This window comes from Nonomuraea sp. CX421, from assembly GCF_059358955.1.
Window position 1 is genome coordinate 159,012 of record NZ_JCADBK010000001.1, and the last position, 22,708, is coordinate 181,719.

The window sequence follows — 22,708 nt, forward strand, 5'->3', positions numbered from 1 at the left end:
GCCCGTATCACGGATATATCGCCTATAGATCACCGAAACTAAGATCATCTCTATGCATAGGATGCAGCCTGGATCTGGGCGATCGACGGGAAGGCTCGACAAGGACGATGGAAGCACGGCTTCTCGGCCCCCTGTGCGTCAGCGACGGCGGTCGCACGATTCACGTGACCTCGGGACGACAACGGGCGCTGCTGGCCGCGCTCCTGGTCAACCCGAACCAGCCGCTGTCCGCGGACCACCTTATCGAGGTCCTGTGGGGCAACCGTCCCCCCGAGAACGCCAGAGCGGCACTACGCACCTACACGATGCGGCTGCGCCAGACACTCGGCCAGGAGCTGGGCGCCAGAATCGTCACCCGGCCGCAGGGATATCTGATCAAGGCCGAGACACACGAGATCGACCTCCTGCTCTTCCAGCGACACGCGGCGAACGCGAGGGCCGCGGTCCGGGAGGACAGCTGGGAGACCGCCGCGGCCGAGCTGCTGCAGGCCCTCGCACTCTGGCGCGGCGAGCCGTTCACCGAGGTCCCGTCCACCGTCCTGCGTGAGCGGGAACTTCCGCACATCGAGCAGTTGTACCTGCGGACACTGGAACTGCATTATGAGGCGCAGCTCAGATTCGGCCAGCACCATGACGCGGTGCTGGAGTTGGAGCGCACGATCGAATCCCACCCGCTCCGCGAGCGGTTCTGGGCCCAGTTGATGACGGCGCTTTACCGCAGCAGGCGTAAAGGTGACGCGCTCACCGCTTTCCAGAAGGTCCACCGCCAGCTCGTCGGCGAACTGGGGATCGAGCCCGGACCGGAACTGCAACGCCTGCACCAGGCGATACTCAACGACGACGTCGGCCTGGCGTTCCCCAAGGCTCAGGAGGAGCCGCGGGTCGATGAAGGCCGTGGCGGCGGCGCCGGCCGTCTTGGAGCGCCGCAGCCCACGATCGAACCACCGCCGACGCTGGTCCCCCGCCAGCTTCCCCTCGCGCCCCGCCATTTCACCGGACGCCTCGACGCCCGGCACACTCTGAACCTCGCGCTGAACGAGACTCAACGGGAGGGCCGGACGGCGGCGTCCGTCGTGGTGATCGGCGGCATCGGCGGCATCGGAAAGACCGCGCTGGCCGTGCACTGGGCACACCAGGTAGCCGATCTCTTCCCCGACGGCCAGCTCTTCCTGAATCTCCGCGGCTTCGAGACCGCTGACCATTCCATGGCTCTGGAGACCGCGCTCCGGTCCCTGCTCGACGCCTTCGCGGTCCCCAAGGAGCACATCCCCGCGGGCTTGGAGGACCAGGCCGCGCTGTTCCGCAGCACGCTCGCGGGTAAACGGGTCCTGCTCATCCTCGACAACGTCCAGGATGCGGAGCAGGTGCTCCCCCTGATCCCGGCCAGCCAAGGCTGCCTGACCATTGTCACCAGCCGCAACCAGCTGACCGGCCTCCTGGTGCGGACAGGCGCGCACTCCGTCAGCCTGGGTCCTCTCGAAGTAGGCGAGACGATCGAACTGATCGAGAAGCTCATCGGGCGGCAGCGGACCGAAGCCGAGCCCGAGTCGATGGCCAAGCTCGTGGCGATGTGTGACCGCATACCGCTGGCGGCGAGCATCATGGCCTCAAAGGCGCGCATCCAGCCGTCGCTGAGCCTCACTGAGCTCATCGGGATCTTCGAGACGATCCCTAGCCCGCTCGACCGGTTCGACACCGGCGACACCGTGACCAGTGTCCGGTCCCTCCTCGACGGCTCCTACCGGCACCTGACCGATGACGCACGCAGACTGTTGCGACTTCTCGGCCTCCATCACGGGAACCAGATCAACCATGCCGCCGCGGCCAGCCTCACCTCGATGTCCCTGGAGAACACCCGCAAGGCCCTCGTCGACCTCAGGCGGAATCATCTCGTCGAGAACGTGCGGCCGGGCCAGTACTCCATGCACGACCTGATCCGTAGCTTCGCGGTCGAGGTGGTGAACCGTGAGGAGACCGAAACCGGCCGGTGCCTCGCGAGCAACCGCGTGCTCAACTACTACGTGCACTCCGTGCACGGCGCCGTAGCCCTGTTGATGCCGATGCGCCGTTTCAAACCGCTGCCGACCGCCCAACGGCGGATTCGCGTCAGCCGGTTTCACACCCCCGCCGAGGCCGCCGCCTGGTTCGAGGCCAATCGGGACTCCATCATGTCGGCGCTGCTCCACGCTCCGGACGACGGCTTCCCCTTGTATTGCTGGCGCCTGGTCGAACGGATCTCACCCCTTCTCGAACGGCTCGGCCACTGGCATGACTGGCGGAGGGCCGCCCGGAGGGCGGCTGAAACGGCCCGCTCCCTCGGCGACCTGTACGCCGAGGCGGTCGCCCAGTTGGAGCTCGGCAGCGTGGCCGACCTGCTCAACCCCGCCGACGACAGCGCCAGGCATGGCCTGGACCGGGCACTCACCCTGTTCGAGGAGCTCGGCGACGTCGCCGGACAGGCCCGGACCCATTACCGCCTCACCCTGTTTCACGGCAGACGACACCGTCAGAGTGAGTGTCAGCATCACTCGGAGCAGGCGTTCATCCTGCACGGCAAGGATGCCAACCTGGCCGGGCAGGCCGAAGCGCTGAACGCTCTGGGCTGGTTCTGCGTGTCGTTCGGTGACTACGACACGGCCATATCTACCTGCCGCAAGGCGCTCAAGCTCTATGCCGGATCCGGCAACCTGACCGGTGAGGCCGACACCTGGGACAGTCTTGCCTGGGCCCACCAGCGCAGCGGAGCCCTGACCGCGGCGGACAGGTGCTATCGCCGGGTCATCTCCATGGACGAGAAGCTCGACCGGCTGGGCCACCGCTACCGCCAGGCCGAGACCCAGAGCCGGTACGGCGACCTCAGGTACGAGCTCGGCGACACCGAAGGGGCCCTACGCCTGTGGCGCAAGGCCCATCGGACCCTCGACGAGCTGAACCATCCCCAGCGCGATGCCGTTCAGCAGAAGATCATCGCCGCGCTCAGGCCGTTCAACGGGACGAGTTCGAGGGCCGCGGTGTAGGAGGGCCGGGGCTCGGTCCGGTCTCCCGGGTCCGGCTTCGCCAGGAGGTCAGGCAAGGGCAGATCCGAGGCGGTGCAGTCTTCCGCCGGCGAAAAGCAAGGGCGGATGATCCCTGAGGATGTCGCATCCGGTCACCTCGCCGACCATGAGGGTGTGGTCGCCCATGGGAGCCATGCTTCGGACGCGGCACTCGAAGTAGCCGACCGCCCCGGCGACGACCAGCCCACCGGTGCCCGGCAGGCTGGTCGTCTCCACTCCCGCGAACCCGGCCGGACGGGATGGGTCCGCGAACCGCAGAGCCAGCCCGGCCTGGTCCTCGGCGAGGATGCTCACCACGAACTCCCGGGTCTCCGCCATCCGCGGGTGCAGCCGTGCGCCCTCCTTGAGGCAGAAGGACACGAGCGGCGGATCCAGTGACAGTGTGGCGAAGGAGTTGACGGTCAGCCCGTGTGCGTCGGCCCCGCGTCCGCCGATCACGATCGTGACCCCGGTCGGCAGGCCGCGGGCGGCTGAGCGGAGCTTGCTCCCGGACACGAGGGTCTTCCGCCCGGTCACAGTCCGCCCCGCCCCGGCTCGGCGGACAGGTGGCGCCGGACCCGTGTCAGGTGCCGCGTCGTGGAGAGCTGGTACGGGATAGCGGATGGTGCGATGCTCATCAACGGATTCCGTTCTCGTGGACGGCCGCCTGGCCAAGGTCAGAGCGAGGACAGGCCCATGGTGTGGCGCAGGGTGCGGCCCTCGTACTCCGTGCGGAACAGGCCCCGTCGCTGCAGTACGGGCACGACGAGATCGACGAAGTCGGTCGCGCTGGCCGGGAGCGGGCCCGGCGTCACGATGAAGCCGTCACATCCCTCGTTGACGAAGAGGCGCTCCAGTTCGTCGGCGACTTGATCGGCGTCCCCGACGATCTGCGGGGTGAGTTCGGAGGTCGCGTACCGGACAGCCGCCTCCCGAAGGGTCAGGCCCTCCGCCTTCGTCCCCTGCAGGACCACGTCGAGCGAGCCTCGCGTGCCGGGCACGTCGTCGATCGCCTCCAGCATGTCGTCGAGCGGGAAGTCGGACAGGTCGATCCCGAGTTGATAACTCAACGTGAGCAGCCCGGCCACGGGGTCGATCAGGGCCTCCAGCTCACGCCGCTTCACTTCGGCGAGCTCGGCTGTCTCGGCCACCACCACCTGAACACCGGTCAGGATCTTGACCTGGTCGGGGTCGCGGCCCTCGTTCCGGGCCCGGCTCTTGATATCCCGGTAGAAGGCCTGCATGTCCGGCAGCGAGTGCTGCAGAGCGAAGATCACTTCACCCCAGCGGGCGGCGAAGCGCCGCCCGCGCTCGGAGGCGCCGGCTTGCATGAGCACCGGGCGGCCCTGCGGGGAACGTGGCACGCTGAGCGGTCCGCGTACGGAGATCCACTTCCCCTGGTAGTCGGGTCGGGACACGGCCCCGGGATCGGCGAAGACGCCGCTCTCCTTATCGGCGACCAGCGCGTGGCCGGCCCAGCTCTCCCACAACGCGATGCACGCCTCGATCACCTCGTCACCGCGGTCGTATCGCTCGTTCCGTTCGGGCAGGGGCTGGCCGAAGTTGAGGGCGGCGCTCCGCATGCTGGTCGTGACGATGTTCCAGGCCGCCCGGCCGCCGCTGAGGTGGTCGAGCGTCGCCATGGACCGGGCGATGTCGTACGGCGGGTGGAACGACACCGAGCGGGTGATGCCCAGGCCGAGGTGGGTGGTGTGCGCGCACACCGCCGCCAGGGTGACGAGCGGGTCCAGTTGGACGGCGCCCTGGGAACCCTTCGAAACGGTGGCCTCGTAGCCGCCTGCCTGGTCCGGGATCGCGAGCAGATCAGGGAGGAAGAGCATGTCGAACCGGCCCCTCTCGTAGATCCGGGCCAGCTCGATCCACCAGCGCGCGTCGAGAAACCCCAGGTCGGCATCGTGGTGCCGCCAGGCGCCATGGTGATGTGCCGTGGGCACCATCACATAGGCCGCCAACGACATCTGCCGGGAACGGCTGTCGACCGACACCGCATGATTCCTTTCGTAGAGGGGGGTTCGGAATGACCGATCGTGGAGCCGGATGTCGCTCCGTGGCTCCTGCCCGGGTCAGCGGCGCAGGCGGGCCGAGCCAAGCCTTCGCATCCCCTCCTCGATGAGGGGGCGGTGCTTGCAGAACGCCCAGCGGACCATGTGGCCGCCGGCCGGGTCGTCGTAGAAACCGTTCACCGGCACGGCTATGACGCCCGCTCTTTCGGGGAGGGCGAGGCAGAACTGCAGTGCGTCGTCCCAGCCGAGCTCGCCTACGTCGGTGAGCGTGTAGTAGGTGCCCTCGGGGACGAACACCGGCAGACCCGCGGCGGCCAGGCCTTCGCAGAGCAGGTCCCGCCGTGCCGCCAGGTCGGCGCCCAGGCCGTCGAGGTAGTCGGTGTGCTCGGTGAGCGCGACGGCGATGCCCGCCTGCGCGGGCGCGTTGGTGGTGAAGGTCAGCCACTGCTTCGCCGCGAGCACGGCGGACACCAGCGGTTCGGGCCCGATCGTCCATCCGACCTTCCAGCCGGTGAAGGAGAACGACTTGGCCGACCCCGAGATGGTCAGGGTGCGCTCCCACATCCCGGGCAGCGTGGCCAGCGGGAGGTGCGCTCGGCCGTCGAAGGTGATGTGCTCGTAGACCTCGTCGGTGATGACGATCAGGTCGTTCTCCCGGGCGACCGCGGCGACGAGGTCGAGTTCGTCACGGGTGAGGGTCCTCCCCGTGGGATTGTGCGGGCTGTTGACGATGATGGCGCTCGTTCTGGCGGTGACCGCGGCGCGCAGGGCCTTCTCGTCCAGCCTGAAGTCCGGTGCGGCGAGCAGCACCGGGCGCCGGACGGCGCCCACCATGTCGAGACCGGCTGCGTAGGCGTCGTAGTAGGGCTCGAGCACGACGACCTCGTCGCCGGGTTCGACCAGCCCGAGCAGCGCCGACGCGATGGCCTCCGAGGCCCCGGTGGTGACCACGACCTCGGTGTCCGGGTCGACCGTCAGCGCGTAGTAGGACTCCTGATGACGGGCGACGGCCTCGCGCAGCGCTTGGTCGCCGCGTACCGGGGCGTACTGATTACGGCCCGAGCGCAGCGCCGTGACCACGGCTTCGACCACCTGTGGCGGCCCTTCCTGGTCCGGGAATCCCTGCCCGAAGTTGATCGCGCCGGTGCGGGTCTGGACCGCGGCGATCCGCCCGAACACCGAGGGCGGGATCTTCCGGAGCCGGCTCGCCAACGGAGCCGTCGCCCTTCCCGCGGCTGCGGCCTGGATCCCCTGGGGAGATTGCTCCCCTCTGAGGTGCGAACTGAGCATGTCATTCCTTTGGCAACCAAGGCGATCTTCAGCGTGGATCGCGGCTTCATGGGCTTTCTCGAAACTCAGTCGAGAGGTTTGGCGTGCAGTTCCACGATCGACTCGGCCTCGCTGAGATCGGCGGTGACCTGGGCTCTGTCGTCTCCCACGGCGATCACGTTCCCGTAGCGCGAGAGATAGCCGCGGGGCGGGAGCTCGAGCCGGGTCCCCGGCGCCACCGTGGCCGAGCTCCGGTGCACGGTGGGGCCCTGACGGTCCTCGTGCACGGTGAGGTCGAGCACCTCGCAGTCGGCTTCCGGATAGAGGAAACGCACCGCCGCGAATCTGCGGTGCCGAGGGGTGGTGTCGGGGGCGAGGCCGACAGCTGCCCGTGCTGCCGCGACGGCCGGATCGACTCCGGTCGCGAGCATCCCGAGATAGGGAATGAGGTCCCCTCCGAGCCTGGCGTTGACCTCGACCAGACGCGGCCCGCCAGGCGTCATCTTGAACTCCGCGTGCGTGAACCCGTAGTCGAAGCCGAGCGCCCGGTGGATCCCGCTCAGCTGCTCCAGCAGTTCCGGGTCATGAAGAAGGGGGTCCGCGCCGTCCACCGTGTGACCGATCTCCTCGAAGTACGGAGCGAAACCGACCTGTTTGCGCGCGACGACCAGCGGTGTGCAGACGCCCGCCGCGACGACGGTGTCCACACTGATCTCCGGACCGGTGAGGTATTCCTCAACGAGCAGGTCGGTTCCCTCCCGGGGCACTCCCGGATAGCGGGCCGTCACCGCCGCGCTGACGGCGGCGATGACGGCGGTGGGATCGTCGGCACGGACCACCCCGAGACTGCCGGCGAGATCGCGTGCCTTGACCACGACGGGATAACCGATCGCGGTCGCGGATTCGATGGCCTCCTCCACGGTGGAGACCACGGCGTAGGCGGGCTGCGGCACTCCCGCGGCGGTGAGCACACTCCGCGTACGTGCCTTGTCGCGGCAGGCGAGGATCGCTTCGGGAGAGCTCCCCGGCAGTCCCAGCTCCCGTGCGAGCCGCGCCACGGGAAGTACCAGCCACTCGTCGTAGGTGAGGACTCCCGCGACCGGGAGTCGGTCCATCACCTCTCGGGCGGCGCGCTGCAACGCCTGGGGGTCCCGGACGTCCAGGCGGGTGGCTCCTTCGAGGTAGGCGAGCTGCCAGGTGGGCGCGTCAGAGTCGAGCAGCCACACCCTGAAGTGGCGCGACACGGCCGCCAAGATGTACTCACGGTACTGCTGGGCTCCGCTGCCGACGAGCAGCAGTCCCGGTGCGTTGGTATCCACAGAGCCTCCTAGAGCCGGACGTCAACGGTCATGAGCGTGTTCTTCTTCCGTCACGGCGCATCTGCGGCGGATCTCGCCGCGGAGTGTCCACATGACGAGGGCCCCCAGTGCGCACGAGGCCAGGCACGTGCTCCACAACAGGCCGGCGCCTCCGGCCAGCAGCGAGGTGCCGATCAGAGGACCCAGCATCGCGGCGGCGCCTCCCCACGAGGTGCCCCACAGTCCGCTGTAGCGGCCGCGCGAATGCTCGGGCGCGAGACCGATCACGATCGTCTGGCCCACACTGACCATGGCGATCTCACCCGCGGTCCACACCAGGACCGAACAGGCGTACCCGGCCAAGGACGAGGCCAGGCCGCCGATTCCGAACCCGAGACCGAGCAGCAGCACCCCCGCGCCGAACACGGTCGTGAGGTCCCAGTTGCCGGCACGCGCGCTGACGACGGGTTGGGCCACCACGATGATCAGGCAGTTCAGCGCCATGAGGGTCCCGTACGCCCGGGCGTCCAGGCCGTCCGCGTGCATCACCAGCGGCAGGGTGGTGATCGATTGGAAATGGACGATCCCGTACACCAGGGTGACCAGGCAGTAGACGACCATGGGCCGGTCCTTCAGGACCGCGCCGAACGTGCCGCCGTCCTCGCGCTTGCCGGTGGGCCGCTCCCGCGGCACGGTGCCGCGTCGCCACCAGCCGATGATCAGCAGCGCGAACGCCACCGTGGCGAGCGCGTTGACCCAGAACAGCCAGCGCGGGCCGAGCTCGTAGATCGTGCCGCCGAGCAGTGTCGCGACGGAGAAGCCGAGTCCCACCGCCCAGAACATCAGCCCGTAGGCCCGTGCCCGGTCGCGCTGCGGCACGAGGTCGGCGATCAGGCTGGTGGCGGCCGGGCGGTAGGCGTCCACGACGAGGCCCAGCAGGAAGATTCCCGTTGCGAGGGCGAGCAGGCTCTCAGCCTGTCCGAGGAGGACCATGACGGTGGCGCTGGCGAGCAGGCTGCCGGTGAGGGTAGGCAGCCGGCCGCCCCGATCGGTCAATGCTCCCCCGATCAGCTGGGACAGCACCTGTCCGCCGCCGAAGAGCGCCATGAGCACCCCGACGGTCGTCAGCGGCAGCCCGCGCACGGTCTGCAGGTAGAGCGTCATGAAGGGCAGGACCATGGTGCCCAGCCGGTTCACCAGGGTTCCTGTCCACAGCAGCCAGAACCCGCCCGGCAGACCGGAGAACATGGCGGGGCCCCGAAGTCCGGTGACCTTCATCGGATCACCGCCGGGATCGGCCCGTACCGCTCTTCCCACCGACGCAAGCCGGTGGCCGCCTGTCGTTCCAGCGCGTCGCGGGCCCGGACACCGGTCCCCGCGGGCGGGAAGACCACGCACCAGGACGGTTCGAGGCGCGCGCCTCGCGCCTGCTTGGCCTCGTACGTGCCCAGACCGAGGTGGACCCGTCGCAGGCCGTTCTCGATGGCGAACCTGATCGGCTCGTAATAGGTGAGGTTGAAGTAGGCGAAGGTGCGTTCGGTTCGGGCGTAGTCGAAACCGACCGACCGGACGTAGAGCTCGTTCTCCCACACGAAGGACAGGGAGAAGGCCACCACCCTTCCGGACAGCTCGGAGGCGAACACCTTCGCCCGATCGCCCAGATACTTCTCCTGGGCGTGCAGCTGGTCACTGATCGTGGACTCGTCGGCGGCATGACCGTAGTTGCTCTTCAGCTGAGCCACCAACGGAGCCAGTTCGCCGATGCGGTCCCCGAAGCCGGGGGAGGTCAGGTCCGCCTCCCACGCGTGGAACTTCCGGATCTCCCTGCCCGCCTCGATGCGGCGGCGTCCAGGGAGCCAGCTCAGATAGTCCTCGAACGACGACCACTGCACGTCGATGGTGGTCTGCGCGCCGCCGCTGAAGAACACCTGTGCGCGCTCCCCGAAATGCGCTCCGGCCGCCTCGGCCGCCTCGGCGGTCAGATACCGCAGCGCGGCCGCCCGCCCGGCCCGCGCCCGGTCGAACGCCTCCAGCAGCAGCCTCATGGCGGTGTCACGGGCCTGAGGAGGAGCGGTCCGGTCGACGAGGAGGTCGTTCCAGTAGGCCGCGATGGTCCCACCGAGTACGGACGGGTACCAGCCCTCCCGGTCTTCGCACCCGCTGGGCTCGGCGAACTGTGAGATGACGTCGTAGAAGCGGTCCTCGGGAGGGCGGGTCCTCGGGTAGAGGGCCATCGCCGCGCGGAGCTCCGGCCCCTGGTGGACCAGCAGATATTCGGTGGCCCCGCGGTTCTCCGCGGCCTCCTCCGTGGCCGTGAGCCACGGATGACTGACGTAGAGGCCGCGCCCGCCTGCGACACGGTCCCATTCGGCAGGATCGACCTTGTGGATGGAGGGGACGGAGGAGACGGTCCACGAATCCTGGGCGATCATGCCGTGCCGCGCCGGCCGTCGATGAGGACGAAGACGACGCGGGCCATCCCATCCGAGCGATTGGACCAGGCATGCCTGGTGCCACGCTGGATGAGGACGTCACCGGCCCGCATCAGGGTCTCGTCCTTGTCCAGGACCGCGTAGATCTCGCCTTCCAGGACGATCGCGTAGTCGACCGTGTCGGTGGTGTGCATGGACGGATGACGATCGCTGGTGGGCTGGTACTCGACGTCGGCGAAGATCGCCGCGAACGTCCCGGCGGCCTGGCGGCGCCGCTCCTCCGCATCGGCGGACTCCGGCGGGAAGTCGATCGCGCGGATGACGGTGCCGCCGGCCGGCGGGAGGAGACCCTGGTGCTCGGCCGTGGTGTCCGGGCCGTCGACCGCGGCCTGCGGGCCGAGGGTGCGGTAGAGGTTGGCATTGACGTAACCGGGCCGTTCGGTCACCCCCGAGATCACCGAGACGGTCCCGTCCTGAACGATGCGGGACAGGCCATCGGCGTCCACCCCGGTCAGGATGCGTCGGATGGGGCTCAGCTGGGCAGGTCGAGACATGGATGAGGATCTTTCTGGGAGCAGCGGGGAGTGTTCCGCCACCGGGCGGTGGCTCTTCTCGACATCGGTCTGGCCAGTGCGGTCATCCTGTCTTCGCTTCGATCAGGCCCGCCAAGCCGGTCGGCGTGGGCGCGTCGTAGAGCTCCACCACGGTGAGCCCGACGCCGAACCGCTCCCTCATGCGGGACACAAGCTGGCTTGCCACGAGCGAGTCGCCTCCGATGGCGAAGAAGTCGGCGTCCGGAGTGAGGTCCGGCAGGCCCAGGGTTTCGGCCCACATGCTCTTGACCTCGTCGACGAGCCCACCGGACCGCCCGGCGGCCGGCAGCGGATCAGGACCCGCCCCGGCGGTCGGCGCGGGTCGTGTCGCGGCCGCCGGCACCGGCTCATCCGTCCACTCCTCGGCGGGCACCACGACCACGTGCGGCTCCACCTGATCGCACAACAAGCGCAGGGCCGTGGCCACTTTCTGCTCTTCGGTCAGCTCCTCAGCGGCTCCCGGCACGGCGGATCCGTCGTGCCGGTCCTGCCAGTCGACACTCACGATCGTGGTCCTGCGGTCGCGAGGTGCCGTCGCGGCCAACGCGTCCATGAACGCTCCGGCCGCCGCCTCGTCCGGGCGGCCGGCCGGACGGGCGGACCAGCCGGAGAACAGGGCCAGAAATCGGACCGACGGAACGGCCAGGGCCAGATCGCGCAGCACGACCGCACCGTTGACATCGCGTTGCACGGCATCGGCCACGATATGCACGATTCCGGTCACCGGCCCGTGTCCGGCCGCTATGCGCTCGAACACCTCGGTCATCGCCCCACTGTCGGAGACGTCGCCCGTCACGACGTCGACCTCGGCCCCTGCGGTTTCGAGCGCGGCGAGTCGCCGCCGCGTCAGCGGATCGTGCCGAGCCGGATCGGCGTCCTTCACCAGCAGGACGATTTTCGGCTGGAGTCCGGTGTCGGCGAGTCCCCGCGCCAGGGCCAGTCCGGTCGCGCCGAGACCGTCCGTGATCACGTATCGGCCCTCCGGTTCGAGTAGCGAGGAGGACCATTCGGGCAGCGGGCACCGGACCCGGCCGGGCCGCCATACCTGCTTGCCGCGCACCGCCAGGACCGGGTCAGGGAACGTGGGCGTGCCGATTTCGGCGGCGAGCACGTCATCACTCACGCCCGCTATGTCGAGCATGCGTGCGGCGCCCTGGCCGGACTCCAGGACGGCCGAACGCACGATCGCCGCGATGGCCGCCCGCGCGGGCTCCAGCGGCTCGGCGGCCGTCACCGGTACGGCCCCCCTGGTCAGCACGAGCATCGGCACCGCGCGTCCCGACTGTCTCCTCAGCCGGTTCGCCTGCCGATGTATCCGCAGCGCCGACAGCACAGAGCGTTCGAGCAGGTGCGGCGCGCCGGGGTCGATCCCTGTGTCCACCGGCCCGCAGCCGCCCGCGTGAACGATCAGATCGATCCGGCCGCTTCCGGTCAGCACCGCCATCGCCGCGTCGAAATCCTCGGGATGATCTGCCCGGACCACACAGCCGTAGTCCTGGGTGTCGAGGTCTTCGCCGTAGGTGATCGGCAGCACGCGGTATCCGGCCCGTTGCACGACCCTCCGGACGGCGGCTGCCGACACGTCGTCCTCGGGCAGCAGGACGACGGCGTTGCCGAGCACGCCGAGCGGGGAGGGCCGCGACGGCGTCAGCACGCCCGCGGACCGCCATACCGGGAGGCCGACGACCGGTCGCCCGTCGTGCCCCGGTCCGCTGACCGGCTCGCTCGCTCGCGTCGTCTCCGGCGCTCCGATCGCCGCCTTGGAGCCTCGGACGGTACCGCTGCGGTCGGGTAGCAGGAATGCGATGCGCCGGTAGGGATAGTCGGGGAGCGGATACGTGCGCCGGCTCTCGCGGGGCATCTTCCCGAAGTCGACGTCGACGCCGTTGACCCACAGCGCGCCGAGCGCGTCGAGGACGTGGTGCCCGGCGCGGTCGGGCAGCAACTCCACGACCGACCGCGGGGCGCCGCCCACCGCCGGATGACGGCGGGCCAAACCGCTGAGTGCCGAACCGGGCCCGGACTCGACGAGCACCGGGTCCGTCATCGGCAGGTTCGCCAGCGCGTCGGCGAACAGAACCGGCTCGACGAGCTGGTTCGCCCAGAACTCCGGCCGCACCGCGTCCCCGGCTTCGAGCAGGCGGCCGGACGCCGCGGACACCAGCGGCAGCACAGGCTCGGCCAACGCCATCTTGCCGAGGATCGACAGGAACTCCGCTGCCGCGTCGCCCATCATGGGGGTGTGGAAGGCGTGCGAGGTCGACAGCCTCCGGTAGTCGATCCCCCGGCTGTCGAGCACCGGCTGGAACGCGGTGATCGACTCCGCGGCGCCGCCGACCACGGTCTGACTCGGGCCGTTGACGGCCGACACCCACACCCCGCCGGGCACGTCGAGCAGGGCCTGCCGCACCTCGGCCACAGGCGCGGAGACCGCGAGCATGACACCCGGGGGCATCATCCGCATGAGCCGGGCCCGCTCGGCGACGACCTGGATCGCCTCCTCCACTTTGAACACGCCGGCCACCGTGGCGGCCACCAGTTCGCCGACACTGTGTCCGAGCACCGCCGCGGGCCGTACACCCAGCTCGTCCAAGGACTGGGCGCACGCCAGCCCGATCGAGAAAAGCAGCGGTTGCGCGTGGACGGTGGCCGAGAGCACGGCCGGGTCGCGCTCGTTCTCCCAGAGTCCGACCAGGTCGGTGCCGAGCAGGCTGCTGAAGCCGGCCAGGTGTCGCCGGACCGACGCGGTGTGGCCGGGCAACCATCGGCCCATGTCCAGGCCCATCGCGGGGAACTGGGATCCCTGCCCGGGGAAGAGAAGCACCGGCTTACGGGAATGCCCGTCCCCGGTCAGGATCGCGCGGGGATCCGTCAGCGCCGCGCGGGCGGCCCCCGGACCGTCGATCCGCAGCGCTGCTCGCGACCGGAGCGTACGGCGGCCGGTCTGGCTCGTGTAGGCGATGGCGGGCAGGTCGGCCTCCGCCGCCTCCGCGGCGGTGCGCAGCAGCGCGTTCCCGACCTCCTCACGTGCCTGGTGGTCCACGCCCGACCATACGAGCAGTTGCGCGCCGCCGGTGCTCGTGGCCTCCGGTGCGGCCTCGGGCGCCTCCTCGAGAACGACGTGCGCGTTGGTGCCGCCGAACCCGAAGTTGCTCACCCCGGCCCGGCGCGGCGCCCCCACCACTCGCGGCCATGGCCGCACCCCCTCGGCGACGGCGAAGGGGGTGCGATGGAGCTCCAACCTCGGGTTGACCTCGCGCACGTTGATCGTGGGAGGGATCAACTCGTGGTGCAGCGCCAGCACCGTCTTGATCAGGCTGACCACACCGCTGCCTGGACCGAGGTGGCCGATGTTCGACTTCACCGACCCGACCACGCAGCTTTCCGGCGCGAGCTCGCTCCGTGCCGTTCTCGCCATGCCCTCGTGCAGGCCTCGGATCTCGATCGGGTCGCCGACCTTCGTTCCCGTGCCGTGCAACTCGACGTACGAGATGCTCGCCGAGTCCACATCGGACACCGCGATCGCCTCGGCGATGACCTCGCTCTGGCCGGTGCTGCTCGGAGCGGTGAACCCGGCCTTCTGCGCACCGTCGTTGTTCACCGCCGATCCGAGGATGACCGCCAATATCCGGTCCTCATCCGCCTGCGCGTCCGACAGCCGCTTGAGCGCGACCACACCGCCGCCGTTGCCGAACACGGTGCCGCTCGCAGCGGAGTCGAGCGGGCGGCAGACTCCGTCCTGCGAGTCGATACCGCCCTCCACATACAGGTAACCGCGCCCGTACGGCGTCTCGATCTCGACTCCGCCGCTCAGCGCGATGTCACAGTCCCCGGCCCGCAGCGCCTGGCATGCGAGGTGGACGGCCACCAGCGAGGTGGAGCACGCGGTGCGCACGGCGAGGCTCGGACCGCGCAGCCCGAGTCTGTAGGACACGTGGGCGGCCATGAAGTCGACGTTGTTCGAAATGGCCGCGGCCGTCTCGCCGACCTGCTCCATGAGCGTCGGATCAGCCCGGACATGGTCCTCAAAGAAGCGGTCCGTGGCGCAGCCGCCGTACACCCCGATCGTGCCTTCGAACCGCTCGGGCACCGTCGCCGCGCTCTGCAGAGCGGTGTCGCACAGTTCCAGGAACAGGCGGTGTTGGGGGTTTCGCAGCTCACTTTCCCGGCGCGACATCCCGAAGTACGCGTTGTCGAATCCCCAAACGTCGTCCAGCAGCGGCCGGGCCCTGACGTAGTGGGGAGCCGCGATCAAGGTGGGATCCTCGCCGGCGTCCAGGAGGTGTTGCTCGGTCAGTCGGTGAATGCTGTCGCGCCCGGCGAGAAGGTTGGCCCAGAACTCGTCGGTGGACCTCGCGTCAGGGACCCGCGCGGCCAGACCGATGACTGCGATCGGTTCGATTCCCATGGTCAGCGCCCCTTCTCCGGCCTGTTGGCCATGTTCTGTCGCATCCCGCGACGCAGCTTCAGCTCAGCGGCGAGATCACTTCTCTCACGCCGGCGTGAGGGTGTGCGGTGGGCGGCCGTCGGAGCGCCGGCCGCGTGGTCGGACAACTGGCGGGCGGTCGGCAGCCGGAAGAAATCGGCGATCGTGACGTGCTCCCCGAGCCTGTCGCTCAACGCCTCATGCAGACGCAACAGGTTGAGCGAGGTGAGGCCCGCGGCGAAGAAGTCGTCGTCCGGGCCGATGGTCAGACCCGGCTGCTGTTCGCGCACACTCCGGAGCACGAGGTCCATCACCGGCTCGACGCCAGTGAGGGGCGCCGGCCTCTCCTGCTCGGCGGAGTCCCGCAGGAGCGCCGCCGTGTCCACCTTTCCCCTGGCGGTCAACGGGATGGCCTGGACCTCGCGGATCTGTACGGGTACCGCGGCGGCGGGGAGTCGGGCGCGCAACGCCGAGACGATCTCCGTGGCATCCGGCTCGCCGGAACCGCTCCACCATGCCACCAACCGTGATGTACCGGCCTCCATGGCGACGTGACAGTCCTCGACTCCGTCGATCTCACGCATGGCCGCCTCGACGCTGTCCAGTTGGACCCGGTGTCCTCGCACGGACACTTGACGGTCGGCGCGACCGACCAGATCGATCAGGCCGTCCACGCGCAACCGCCCGAGATCACCCGTGCGGTAGCAGTCGTGCCCGTCGGTAGCGCCGGTCCCTCCCAGATATCCCAGGGTGAGGCCGGCCCCGGTCACCCCGATCTCCCCGAGGACGCCGATCTCGTCGTCGGCATGCGGGCCGAGCACCAGCAGTTTCCGGTGCGGCGCCGACGCGGCGATCGGCACGGCGTCGCCTGCGCTGCCCTTCTCCGCGGGCTCGATCCGGCGCAGCCCGCTCGCCTGTGGCGTCTCCGTCGTGCCGTAGAGGTTGTAGATCTCCGCTCCGGGGGCGAGCTCGCGGATCGCGGCGACCGTGTCGTAGCGCAGGGTGTCACCGTGAAACACCACCCGGCGTAGTGACCGCAGAACCCGGCCCGAACGCGCGGCGGTCAGCAGCATCGCCTGCGAGGGCGTGATGTGCAGGACCGTCGCGCCGATCTCGTCGAGCCAGGCCGCCAGTCCGCGCTGGTGATGTTCCGCCGGCGCGGCGACGTGTACCCTCGCCCCGACCACCAGCGGCAGCACCAGGTCGCGGAACACCGGATCGTGGTCAGGCGGCACGGTGAAGGCGAAGACGTCGTTCGCCGTCAGGCTCAGTGCGTCACGGTAGCCGTCGAGAACGGCGGGCAACGCCTCGGAGGGCAGTGCCACCACGCCGGGCCCGCCGGTCGTGCCGGAGGTGAGCAGGACATGCCCGATCCGGCCGGGTTCCGCTCGGCTCACCGAAGCATCCACCACCGCCGTGGCCCAGAACTCGTCGGTCAGCCGGAGAGCGTCGCCCTCCGTACCCAGCGCGCCCACGTCCAGCACGACTGTGGAGTCCGCCGCGCGGATGGCGTCGGCCTGCCACCGTTTCGGCGCGTCGGCGCCGAGTAGCAAGGGCGCCACACCGGCATGCCAGCAGCCGAAGATCGCCGGCGCCAGATCGGCGTGCCGCCGGGCCAGCACGCCGACGACCGCGGCCCGTTCACCGGTCCGGGCGCGAACGGCCGCACTGACCTGAAGAATGCGCCGCCGTAGCTCGCCGAAGGTGACGTCGCGTCCCGCACCCGTGGTCGCGACACGGTCCGGTGCCGCCTCCGCGTGGGCCAGCACGGCGTCGACCAGGTCACCGCACGTCCGCCTAGTGTCAGTGGGAGCCACCTGTCCCGTGGCGACGGCCAACTCAGCGCGGTCCGGGTCGGCCGCGAGCAGCAGGTCGTCGTGGCACTGCCGCAGGAACACCGCCGCCGTGTCCTCGCTCCACAGCTCCGTGCCGTACGTCAGCCGTAGCCGCAGGGCTCCCGCCTCGCCCCGGCAGAGGTACAGGCCGAGATCGAACAGAGACCACCTGGCGGGCGGGCGCACCGGTGTCACCGCGGCCTCGCCGAAGGCGGTGGGCACCTGCTCGTGGCTGACATCGTTGCACCACACCTGGAACATCGGGTTGCGGGCCAGGTCCCGTGAGCCGCCCAGGTGCTCGACGATCTCCTCGAACGACACCGCCGCGTGCTCGGCCGCCTCGAACAGCGCCTCGGCGCTCGCCTCGACGGCGTCCTGGATCGGCTGCTTCGCGGTGACCCGCAGCCGGACCGGCAGTGTTCGCACGAAGAAGCCGACCGCGTCCTGCTCGCACGGCGACTCACGGCCCGTCATGGGCACTCCCACCACGAGATCGTCGACGCCGGCCCACAGGGCGAGCCGCCGCGCGAAGACCGTCAGCACGAAGACGAACGGGGTGACCCGTGCCCTGGCGCAGAACCGCTCGACGAGGCTGCTCCCGTCCGTCCCGAGCTCCACGTCCAGGGACGCGCCGCGGAAACTCGGCACCACGGGGCGCCGCAGCCGCCACGGCAGGTCCAGCGATCTCGGGGCGTCCCACAGACGGTCCCGCCAGAACGCCAGGTCTCGCTCCCGCTGCTCGGGGCCGGGTGGCGGCGTCACCGTCACGTCGCCCGCCGCGCGGTCCGTCTCGCTGGCCGTCTCGCTGCCCGCACCGGGACGTCCCGCGTAGAGCTCGGCGAGTTCGGCAAGCAGCAGGTCGAGGCTGTGCTGGTCGGCGACCAGGTGATCGATGGCCAGCAGCAGGGTGTCTCCCTGCCCGTCCACGCGCTGCCGCACCCCGACGGAGAGTCGTGGCAGCAGATGCGGGATGAACAGGTGGTCGAGCACGTCTGTGAGGACGCTTTCGCTCTGTCCGACGTGCAGCCGCACACCGGCCTCGTCTGCCGGGTGCACCTGGCGCCGCACGTCCTGGCCGGTGTCGCGGAAGGTCGTGCGCAGCGCGGGATGGCGCCGCACCAGGTCGTTCACCGCGCGTTCAAGACGGGTCGTGTCGACCTGCTGGTCAAGGTCGAGCACCACCGTGACGTTGTACGCCGGACACTTCGGGAACAGCCGTGACCAGACCCACAGCCCATGCTGCTGCGGAGAGAGCTCGGTTCCGGCCGGAGTCGTCGGCGGAGCGGCCGCCGGTTCCGGTGCGGTGGCGTCGAGCCGGACGCGCAACTCGGCGAGCGACATGTTGGTACGCAACAGCTCCCGCAGCGGCAGGCGCACGCCGTAGCGCGCCAGCACCAGCCCCACGAGCCGGACCGCCCCGAGGCTGTGGCCGCCGGCGTCCAGAAAACCGGTGTCGGCACTGGCCGGGTACGACCCGGTCGCTTCATACCAGAGCCGGGCCGGCAGGTCGTCTCCGGCAGGCGCCGCACCACGGCCGAGGGAGCCGGCCAGGGCGGCCGCCCGTTCGCGCACCTGCCGGCGATCCTGCTTGCCGCTCGAGCTCAGCGGGATGTCCGCGACCGGGAAAAGCAGTGTCGGCACGTGGCTGTCGGGCAGCACCTGGCGCAGCCCGGACCGGATGAGGCCGAGGTCGTCCGCTCCCGGCGCAAGGACCACCAGCGCGCACAGGTCCTGCCCGCTGCCGCGCTCCACCGTCGTGGCCGCGGCGTCCCTGACGCCCGCCAACTCCCGGAGGGCGTCCTCCACGGCCGTCAGCTCCACCCGCTGCCCGCGAATCTTCACCTGGGAGTCCTTTCGGCCCAGGTACTCCAGTCCCTCGGGATGCCGGCGGACCAGGTCGCCGGTCAGGTAGAGCCGTGACACGGGAGCCCAGGACGGCGCGTCGATGAAGGACTCGCGGGTCAGCTCCGGCTCGTTCAGATAGCCGGTGGCCAGCGGTGTTCCGCCGATCGCCAGCTCGCCGACCGCACCGGCGGGCGTCGGCGAGCGGTCCTCGTTGAGCACGACCAGCGTGCAGTTGCTGATCGGCCCCCCGATGAGTGTGCGCGGAACGTCAGCCATGTCCGGGACGGCCCAGTGTGTGACGTCGATCGCGGCCTCGGTCGGCCCGTAGAGGTTGTGCAGTTCCGCGTCCAGCACCCGCCGGAACCGGCGCACGTGGCCGGGAGTCAGCTCCTCGCCGCTGCAGAACACCGCGCGCAACGACTCGCACTGTCCCGCGGTGGGCCATCGGAGGAACTCCGCGAGCATCGAGGGAACGAAGTGGCAGAGAGTCACGGACCGGTCAACGATGCACTGGGCGACCTGGCCGGGATCCAGGTGCGCGCCAGGCGACAGCAACACCATCGTCGCGCCGGCCATCAGCGGATTCCACAGCTCCCAGCCGCTGACGTCGAAGGTGTACGGGGTCTTCTGCAGGATCCGATCATCCGACCGTATCCCGAAGGTCTCATGCGCCCAGTACAACCGGTTGATCAGCGCGTCTGACGGGACGACGACTCCCTTGGGGGTCCCGGTGGTTCCCGAGGTGAACAACACATAGGCCGGCTGGTCCCCGTCACAGGGAACGAGTTCGGACCAGCTGTCACCCGCCGCTCCGAGCTCGACGCGGATCACGTCCAGGTCGTCGCGTCGCCCCACCAACGGCTCCGTTTCGGCATCGACGAGCACATGGCGCGCCCCGGACAGATCGAGCAGCAGGTCACGGCGCCGCTGTGGATCGTTCACCGACAGTGGAAGGTACGGCATGTGAGCCTTGAGCGCCGCGAGCAGGGCGACCACCATGTTCCGCCCGCGGGGCACGCAAACGGCGACCACGTCACCGGGCCGGCCGTCCGCAGCGCGAAGCCGTGCGGCCAGCGCGTCGGACTCCGCCTCCAGCTGGGCATAGGTGAGGGTCCCGGCATCGTCGATGAGTGCGGCGGCGGCCGGAGTCCGTTCCGAACTGGCTCGCACGAGACCAGGCAGGCCGAAAGGGGCGTACCAATCTCGTCTGGGACCAACCATCACGCATGACGGGACGGATGAAGAATCGATCATAGCTGTTCAACGTCCTGGAAGTAGATCTTGGTGCGCATGGCAGGGCCGGGCCGCCGCATCCGGATCAGCGGATCCGACGAACGCCCCTACGAGGGGCCGCGCCATGCTCGGGACATCGAGCAAGGGGACGGAGCGTGCCCGCGGGTTCAGTCTCGGATGATCGCCTTGGTGCGCATGAGGAACTCCCCGAGATAGCCGTCATGCGGCACGCCTGGCCGGAACCACCAGGTGGGATGGTCACCGACGTAGACGTTGCCGATGGTGGGCTCGTTGACCAGCTCGTCGATGAGCCGCTCGTCATCGGTCATCGCGGTGAGCACCAGTGTGTTCCGCAGCGGCCGAATTCCCTCGGCTCTCGACCATGGCGCCACCCAGACACACGGGAAACCCATTTCCACGCCGACCTGCGGCGCGGCCGCGTCGTCCACCTGGAACACCGCAGGACGTATCACCGCGCTGCCGTCGCCGAGATCGTCGACCACACCGTCACCACCGAGCCAGGCCTTGGTGCCCTCGGCACGGCCGAGCAGGAACTCCTCCATGGCCCTCGCGGTGGCCAGCGGCTTGACCGGCAACATCGCTTCGTCGTCCTCAGGCCGCAGGCTCGGGATGGCGCTCAGCTCTTCGGCGATGGCCTGGGCCACCGGCGTCGGGTCACCCTCGACGAACACCGCCGTGGTGTTGACGCAGGCCGTCCCGGCCCGGCTGGCGATCGAGGAGATGACGGTGTCCAGGTGGGATCGCCAGGCCTGGCCGGTGAGCAGGATCTTCGACCGGCCGGGGCCCTGCGCCCGCACAGTGCTGTTTCCGGCGTACCTGTTCACCACGGCGTCATCGCCATAGACGATCGCGAGATCGGCCCCGCCGATGATGTCGCCGGCCACACTGTGCGCCGTGGGCAGGAGCACCACCTGGTCGTCACCGAAGCCGGCTGCGCGCAACGCGGTGATCAACCGGTGCGGCGTGAAGGGATCGCGCCTGGAAGGACGTACGGCCACCCGATAGCCGAGCGCCAGAGCCTCCAGCCACAACGAGTGCACGCCGGGGTGATTGCCCGAGGCGTGCACGGCGAACACATCTCCGCGCCGGGTCCAGAGCGCGGTGCCCGTACGGGTCGAAGGATCCGCCCAGTGGTCGACCGCGCCCACAGGGCGGGCAGATCGAGCGTTGCCGTATGCGTGCGCGGCGGCGTCCCTGATCGCCTCCGTGGTGCCTCGTACCACCGAGATCGGGAGGCCGCAGACGCGGCTGACCGCGTACTGGTAGTCCGACACCGACAACCCGTCGATCATCGCGTCGGCGAACGTGCGGCCCGCCTGGGTCAGCGCGGCGACTCGCCGATCGGCCGGGACGCCATCCGCCCGGCGCAAGGCCGCCATGGCGCGGTCCACGAACAACCGCGGCACCAGGCTGAGCTCCGCGACGGGTGTCCCCGTCACGTCGGACACGGTCAGCCGATCGCGGGACCGGTAGGCACCGTTGTGTCCCAGCGCGTCGAGCTGGATCGGTCCGGTCATCAGTAGACCCCTTCGATGACCGGTTTGCCATGGAAACTGGCGACCGGCTGGACGTCGGCCACCGAGTCGCCGAGTTGCCCCGGCAGCGGCTTCACGCGGATGGCCGTATCGCGTTCGAGGTTGTTGGGCAGCAGCTGGCCCTTGCTGACGTGGTGCATCACGACTTGGCCGCGTTCACCGTACTCGACCGCCGCGCCGGTCTCCGGATCGATGACGGAGTAGGAGATGTACGGGGAGAACGGGTCGAACACACACCGGTCCTCATCGGTCAGGTCCATGCGCTCGAACGCGCCGCCCAGAACCATCGTGCTGCCGTAGAAGCCCCGCAACTTGACCTCAGGAAAAACCTCGGTCCGCAGGATGTGCCGGGTGTCGGCGCCCATGTGCGCCCCCTGCCAGACGATCATCCGCACCTTCTCGTTGACCAGATCGACCAGCAGGTCGCTTCGCGCGAGCCTTTCCAGCAACGGCGGCGAAATCGTCAGGATCCCGATGTTCTGCGTCTTCAGCAAGAACTCCGCCTGCTTGAGGAGGTGGTCAAGGTAACGCTCGGCGTCCTCCGGCCGCCCTTCGACGATGCACTTCTTGACCCAGCGCGGATCCATGTCGATGGTGAACAGGATCCCCCCACGGCTGCGCACCTGTTCGCGCGGTCTCGCCGAGGCCATGTGCGGGCCGCTCGGCACCATGGTCATCCAGTTGAGCCCGCGAGGAAGACCCCACGCGTCCATGTTCCGGTTGTCGAAGGCCAGCCAGCGCCTCATCCAGTCGACCATGCAGACCACACGCTTGGGCGCGCCGGTGGTGCCGCCGCTCTCGAAGACGCCGAACAGCTCCGAACGCTCCGGGAGCCCGTTGGGGATGAGCTCTTCGGCAGGTACGGTACGCAATTCGTTGACAATGTTAGGGAAAAGCGCCAGATCGGCGAAGGTGCGCACGTCGCCTATCGGGTCGAAATCCAAGGACTTGGCCCGCTCAAGCCAATACGGAGTCCCCGTCTCCGCACTGAAATGCCATCGCATGGCGGCCTGGATCAGAGCCTCGGCATCCGGAACCTCATCGAGCGGGCAGTCAAGGACGGGATCGATTCTTTTCGGCATGTCCGTCGGCTCCTAACATTAAGGCACGAAGGATGTGAAGAATCATGTTCTGGTGGAGCTGAGCACTCTCCGAGACAGCA

Annotated in this window: 12 protein-coding genes; 1 reads left to right on the forward strand and 11 read right to left on the reverse strand. The window is 69.4% G+C overall.

Annotated elements, in window-relative coordinates:
• The first annotated feature begins 107 nt into the window (after positions 1 to 107).
• Positions 108 to 3,017, forward strand: coding sequence for an AfsR/SARP family transcriptional regulator (locus AC5L3X_RS00805; RefSeq protein ID WP_494854367.1), 2,910 nt, complete (start codon positions 108 to 110; stop codon positions 3,015 to 3,017).
• Positions 3,018 to 3,065: 48 nt separating this feature from the next.
• Here the strand turns inward: AC5L3X_RS00805 and AC5L3X_RS00810 are convergent, their stop codons facing one another.
• The 11 genes from AC5L3X_RS00810 to AC5L3X_RS00860 all read right to left on the reverse strand — a co-directional run bounded on the left by AC5L3X_RS00810 (position 3,066) and on the right by AC5L3X_RS00860 (position 22,628).
• A complete protein-coding gene (locus AC5L3X_RS00810; RefSeq protein ID WP_189121962.1) occupies positions 3,066 to 3,551 on the reverse strand; it encodes a flavin reductase family protein in 486 nt (161 codons plus the stop codon).
• A gap of 161 nt (positions 3,552 to 3,712) precedes the next feature.
• A complete protein-coding gene (locus AC5L3X_RS00815) occupies positions 3,713 to 5,041 on the reverse strand; it encodes an LLM class flavin-dependent oxidoreductase (protein ID WP_494854369.1) in 1,329 nt (442 codons plus the stop codon).
• Between the two features lie 78 nt (positions 5,042 to 5,119).
• Complete coding sequence (locus tag AC5L3X_RS00820) at positions 5,120 to 6,271, reverse strand: aminotransferase class I/II-fold pyridoxal phosphate-dependent enzyme (RefSeq protein ID WP_494854370.1); 1,152 nt, start codon at positions 6,269 to 6,271, stop codon at positions 5,120 to 5,122.
• Between the two features lie 143 nt (positions 6,272 to 6,414).
• On the reverse strand, positions 6,415 to 7,647 hold the full coding sequence (locus AC5L3X_RS00825) for an ATP-grasp domain-containing protein (RefSeq protein WP_494854371.1): 1,233 nt from the start codon (positions 7,645 to 7,647) through the stop codon (positions 6,415 to 6,417).
• Between the two features lie 21 nt (positions 7,648 to 7,668).
• Positions 7,669 to 8,904, reverse strand: coding sequence for an MDR family MFS transporter (locus tag AC5L3X_RS00830; protein WP_494854372.1), 1,236 nt, complete (start codon positions 8,902 to 8,904; stop codon positions 7,669 to 7,671).
• Complete coding sequence (locus AC5L3X_RS00835) at positions 8,901 to 10,058, reverse strand: GNAT family N-acetyltransferase (RefSeq protein ID WP_494854374.1); 1,158 nt, start codon at positions 10,056 to 10,058, stop codon at positions 8,901 to 8,903. The genes AC5L3X_RS00830 and AC5L3X_RS00835 overlap by 4 nt, the downstream gene beginning before the upstream one ends.
• On the reverse strand, positions 10,055 to 10,612 hold the full coding sequence (locus AC5L3X_RS00840; protein WP_494854375.1) for a cupin domain-containing protein: 558 nt from the start codon (positions 10,610 to 10,612) through the stop codon (positions 10,055 to 10,057). Before AC5L3X_RS00840 ends, AC5L3X_RS00835 begins: the two co-directional genes overlap by 4 nt.
• Positions 10,613 to 10,694: 82 nt before the next feature.
• A complete protein-coding gene (locus AC5L3X_RS00845) occupies positions 10,695 to 15,059 on the reverse strand; it encodes a beta-ketoacyl synthase N-terminal-like domain-containing protein (RefSeq protein ID WP_494854376.1) in 4,365 nt (1,454 codons plus the stop codon).
• 2 nt (positions 15,060 to 15,061) lie between these two features.
• Entirely contained in the window at positions 15,062 to 19,927 is a 4,866-nt protein-coding gene (locus AC5L3X_RS00850; protein WP_494854377.1) for an amino acid adenylation domain-containing protein, read from the reverse strand.
• Between the two features lie 230 nt (positions 19,928 to 20,157).
• Positions 20,158 to 21,528: an aldehyde dehydrogenase family protein gene (locus tag AC5L3X_RS00855; protein WP_494854378.1), complete on the reverse strand. Its 1,371-nt coding sequence runs from the start codon at positions 21,526 to 21,528 to the stop codon at positions 20,158 to 20,160.
• Entirely contained in the window at positions 21,528 to 22,628 is a 1,101-nt protein-coding gene (locus tag AC5L3X_RS00860; RefSeq protein ID WP_494854379.1) for an acyl-CoA synthetase family protein, read from the reverse strand. Before AC5L3X_RS00860 ends, AC5L3X_RS00855 begins: the two co-directional genes overlap by 1 nt.
• Between the last annotated feature and the right edge of the window lie 80 nt (positions 22,629 to 22,708).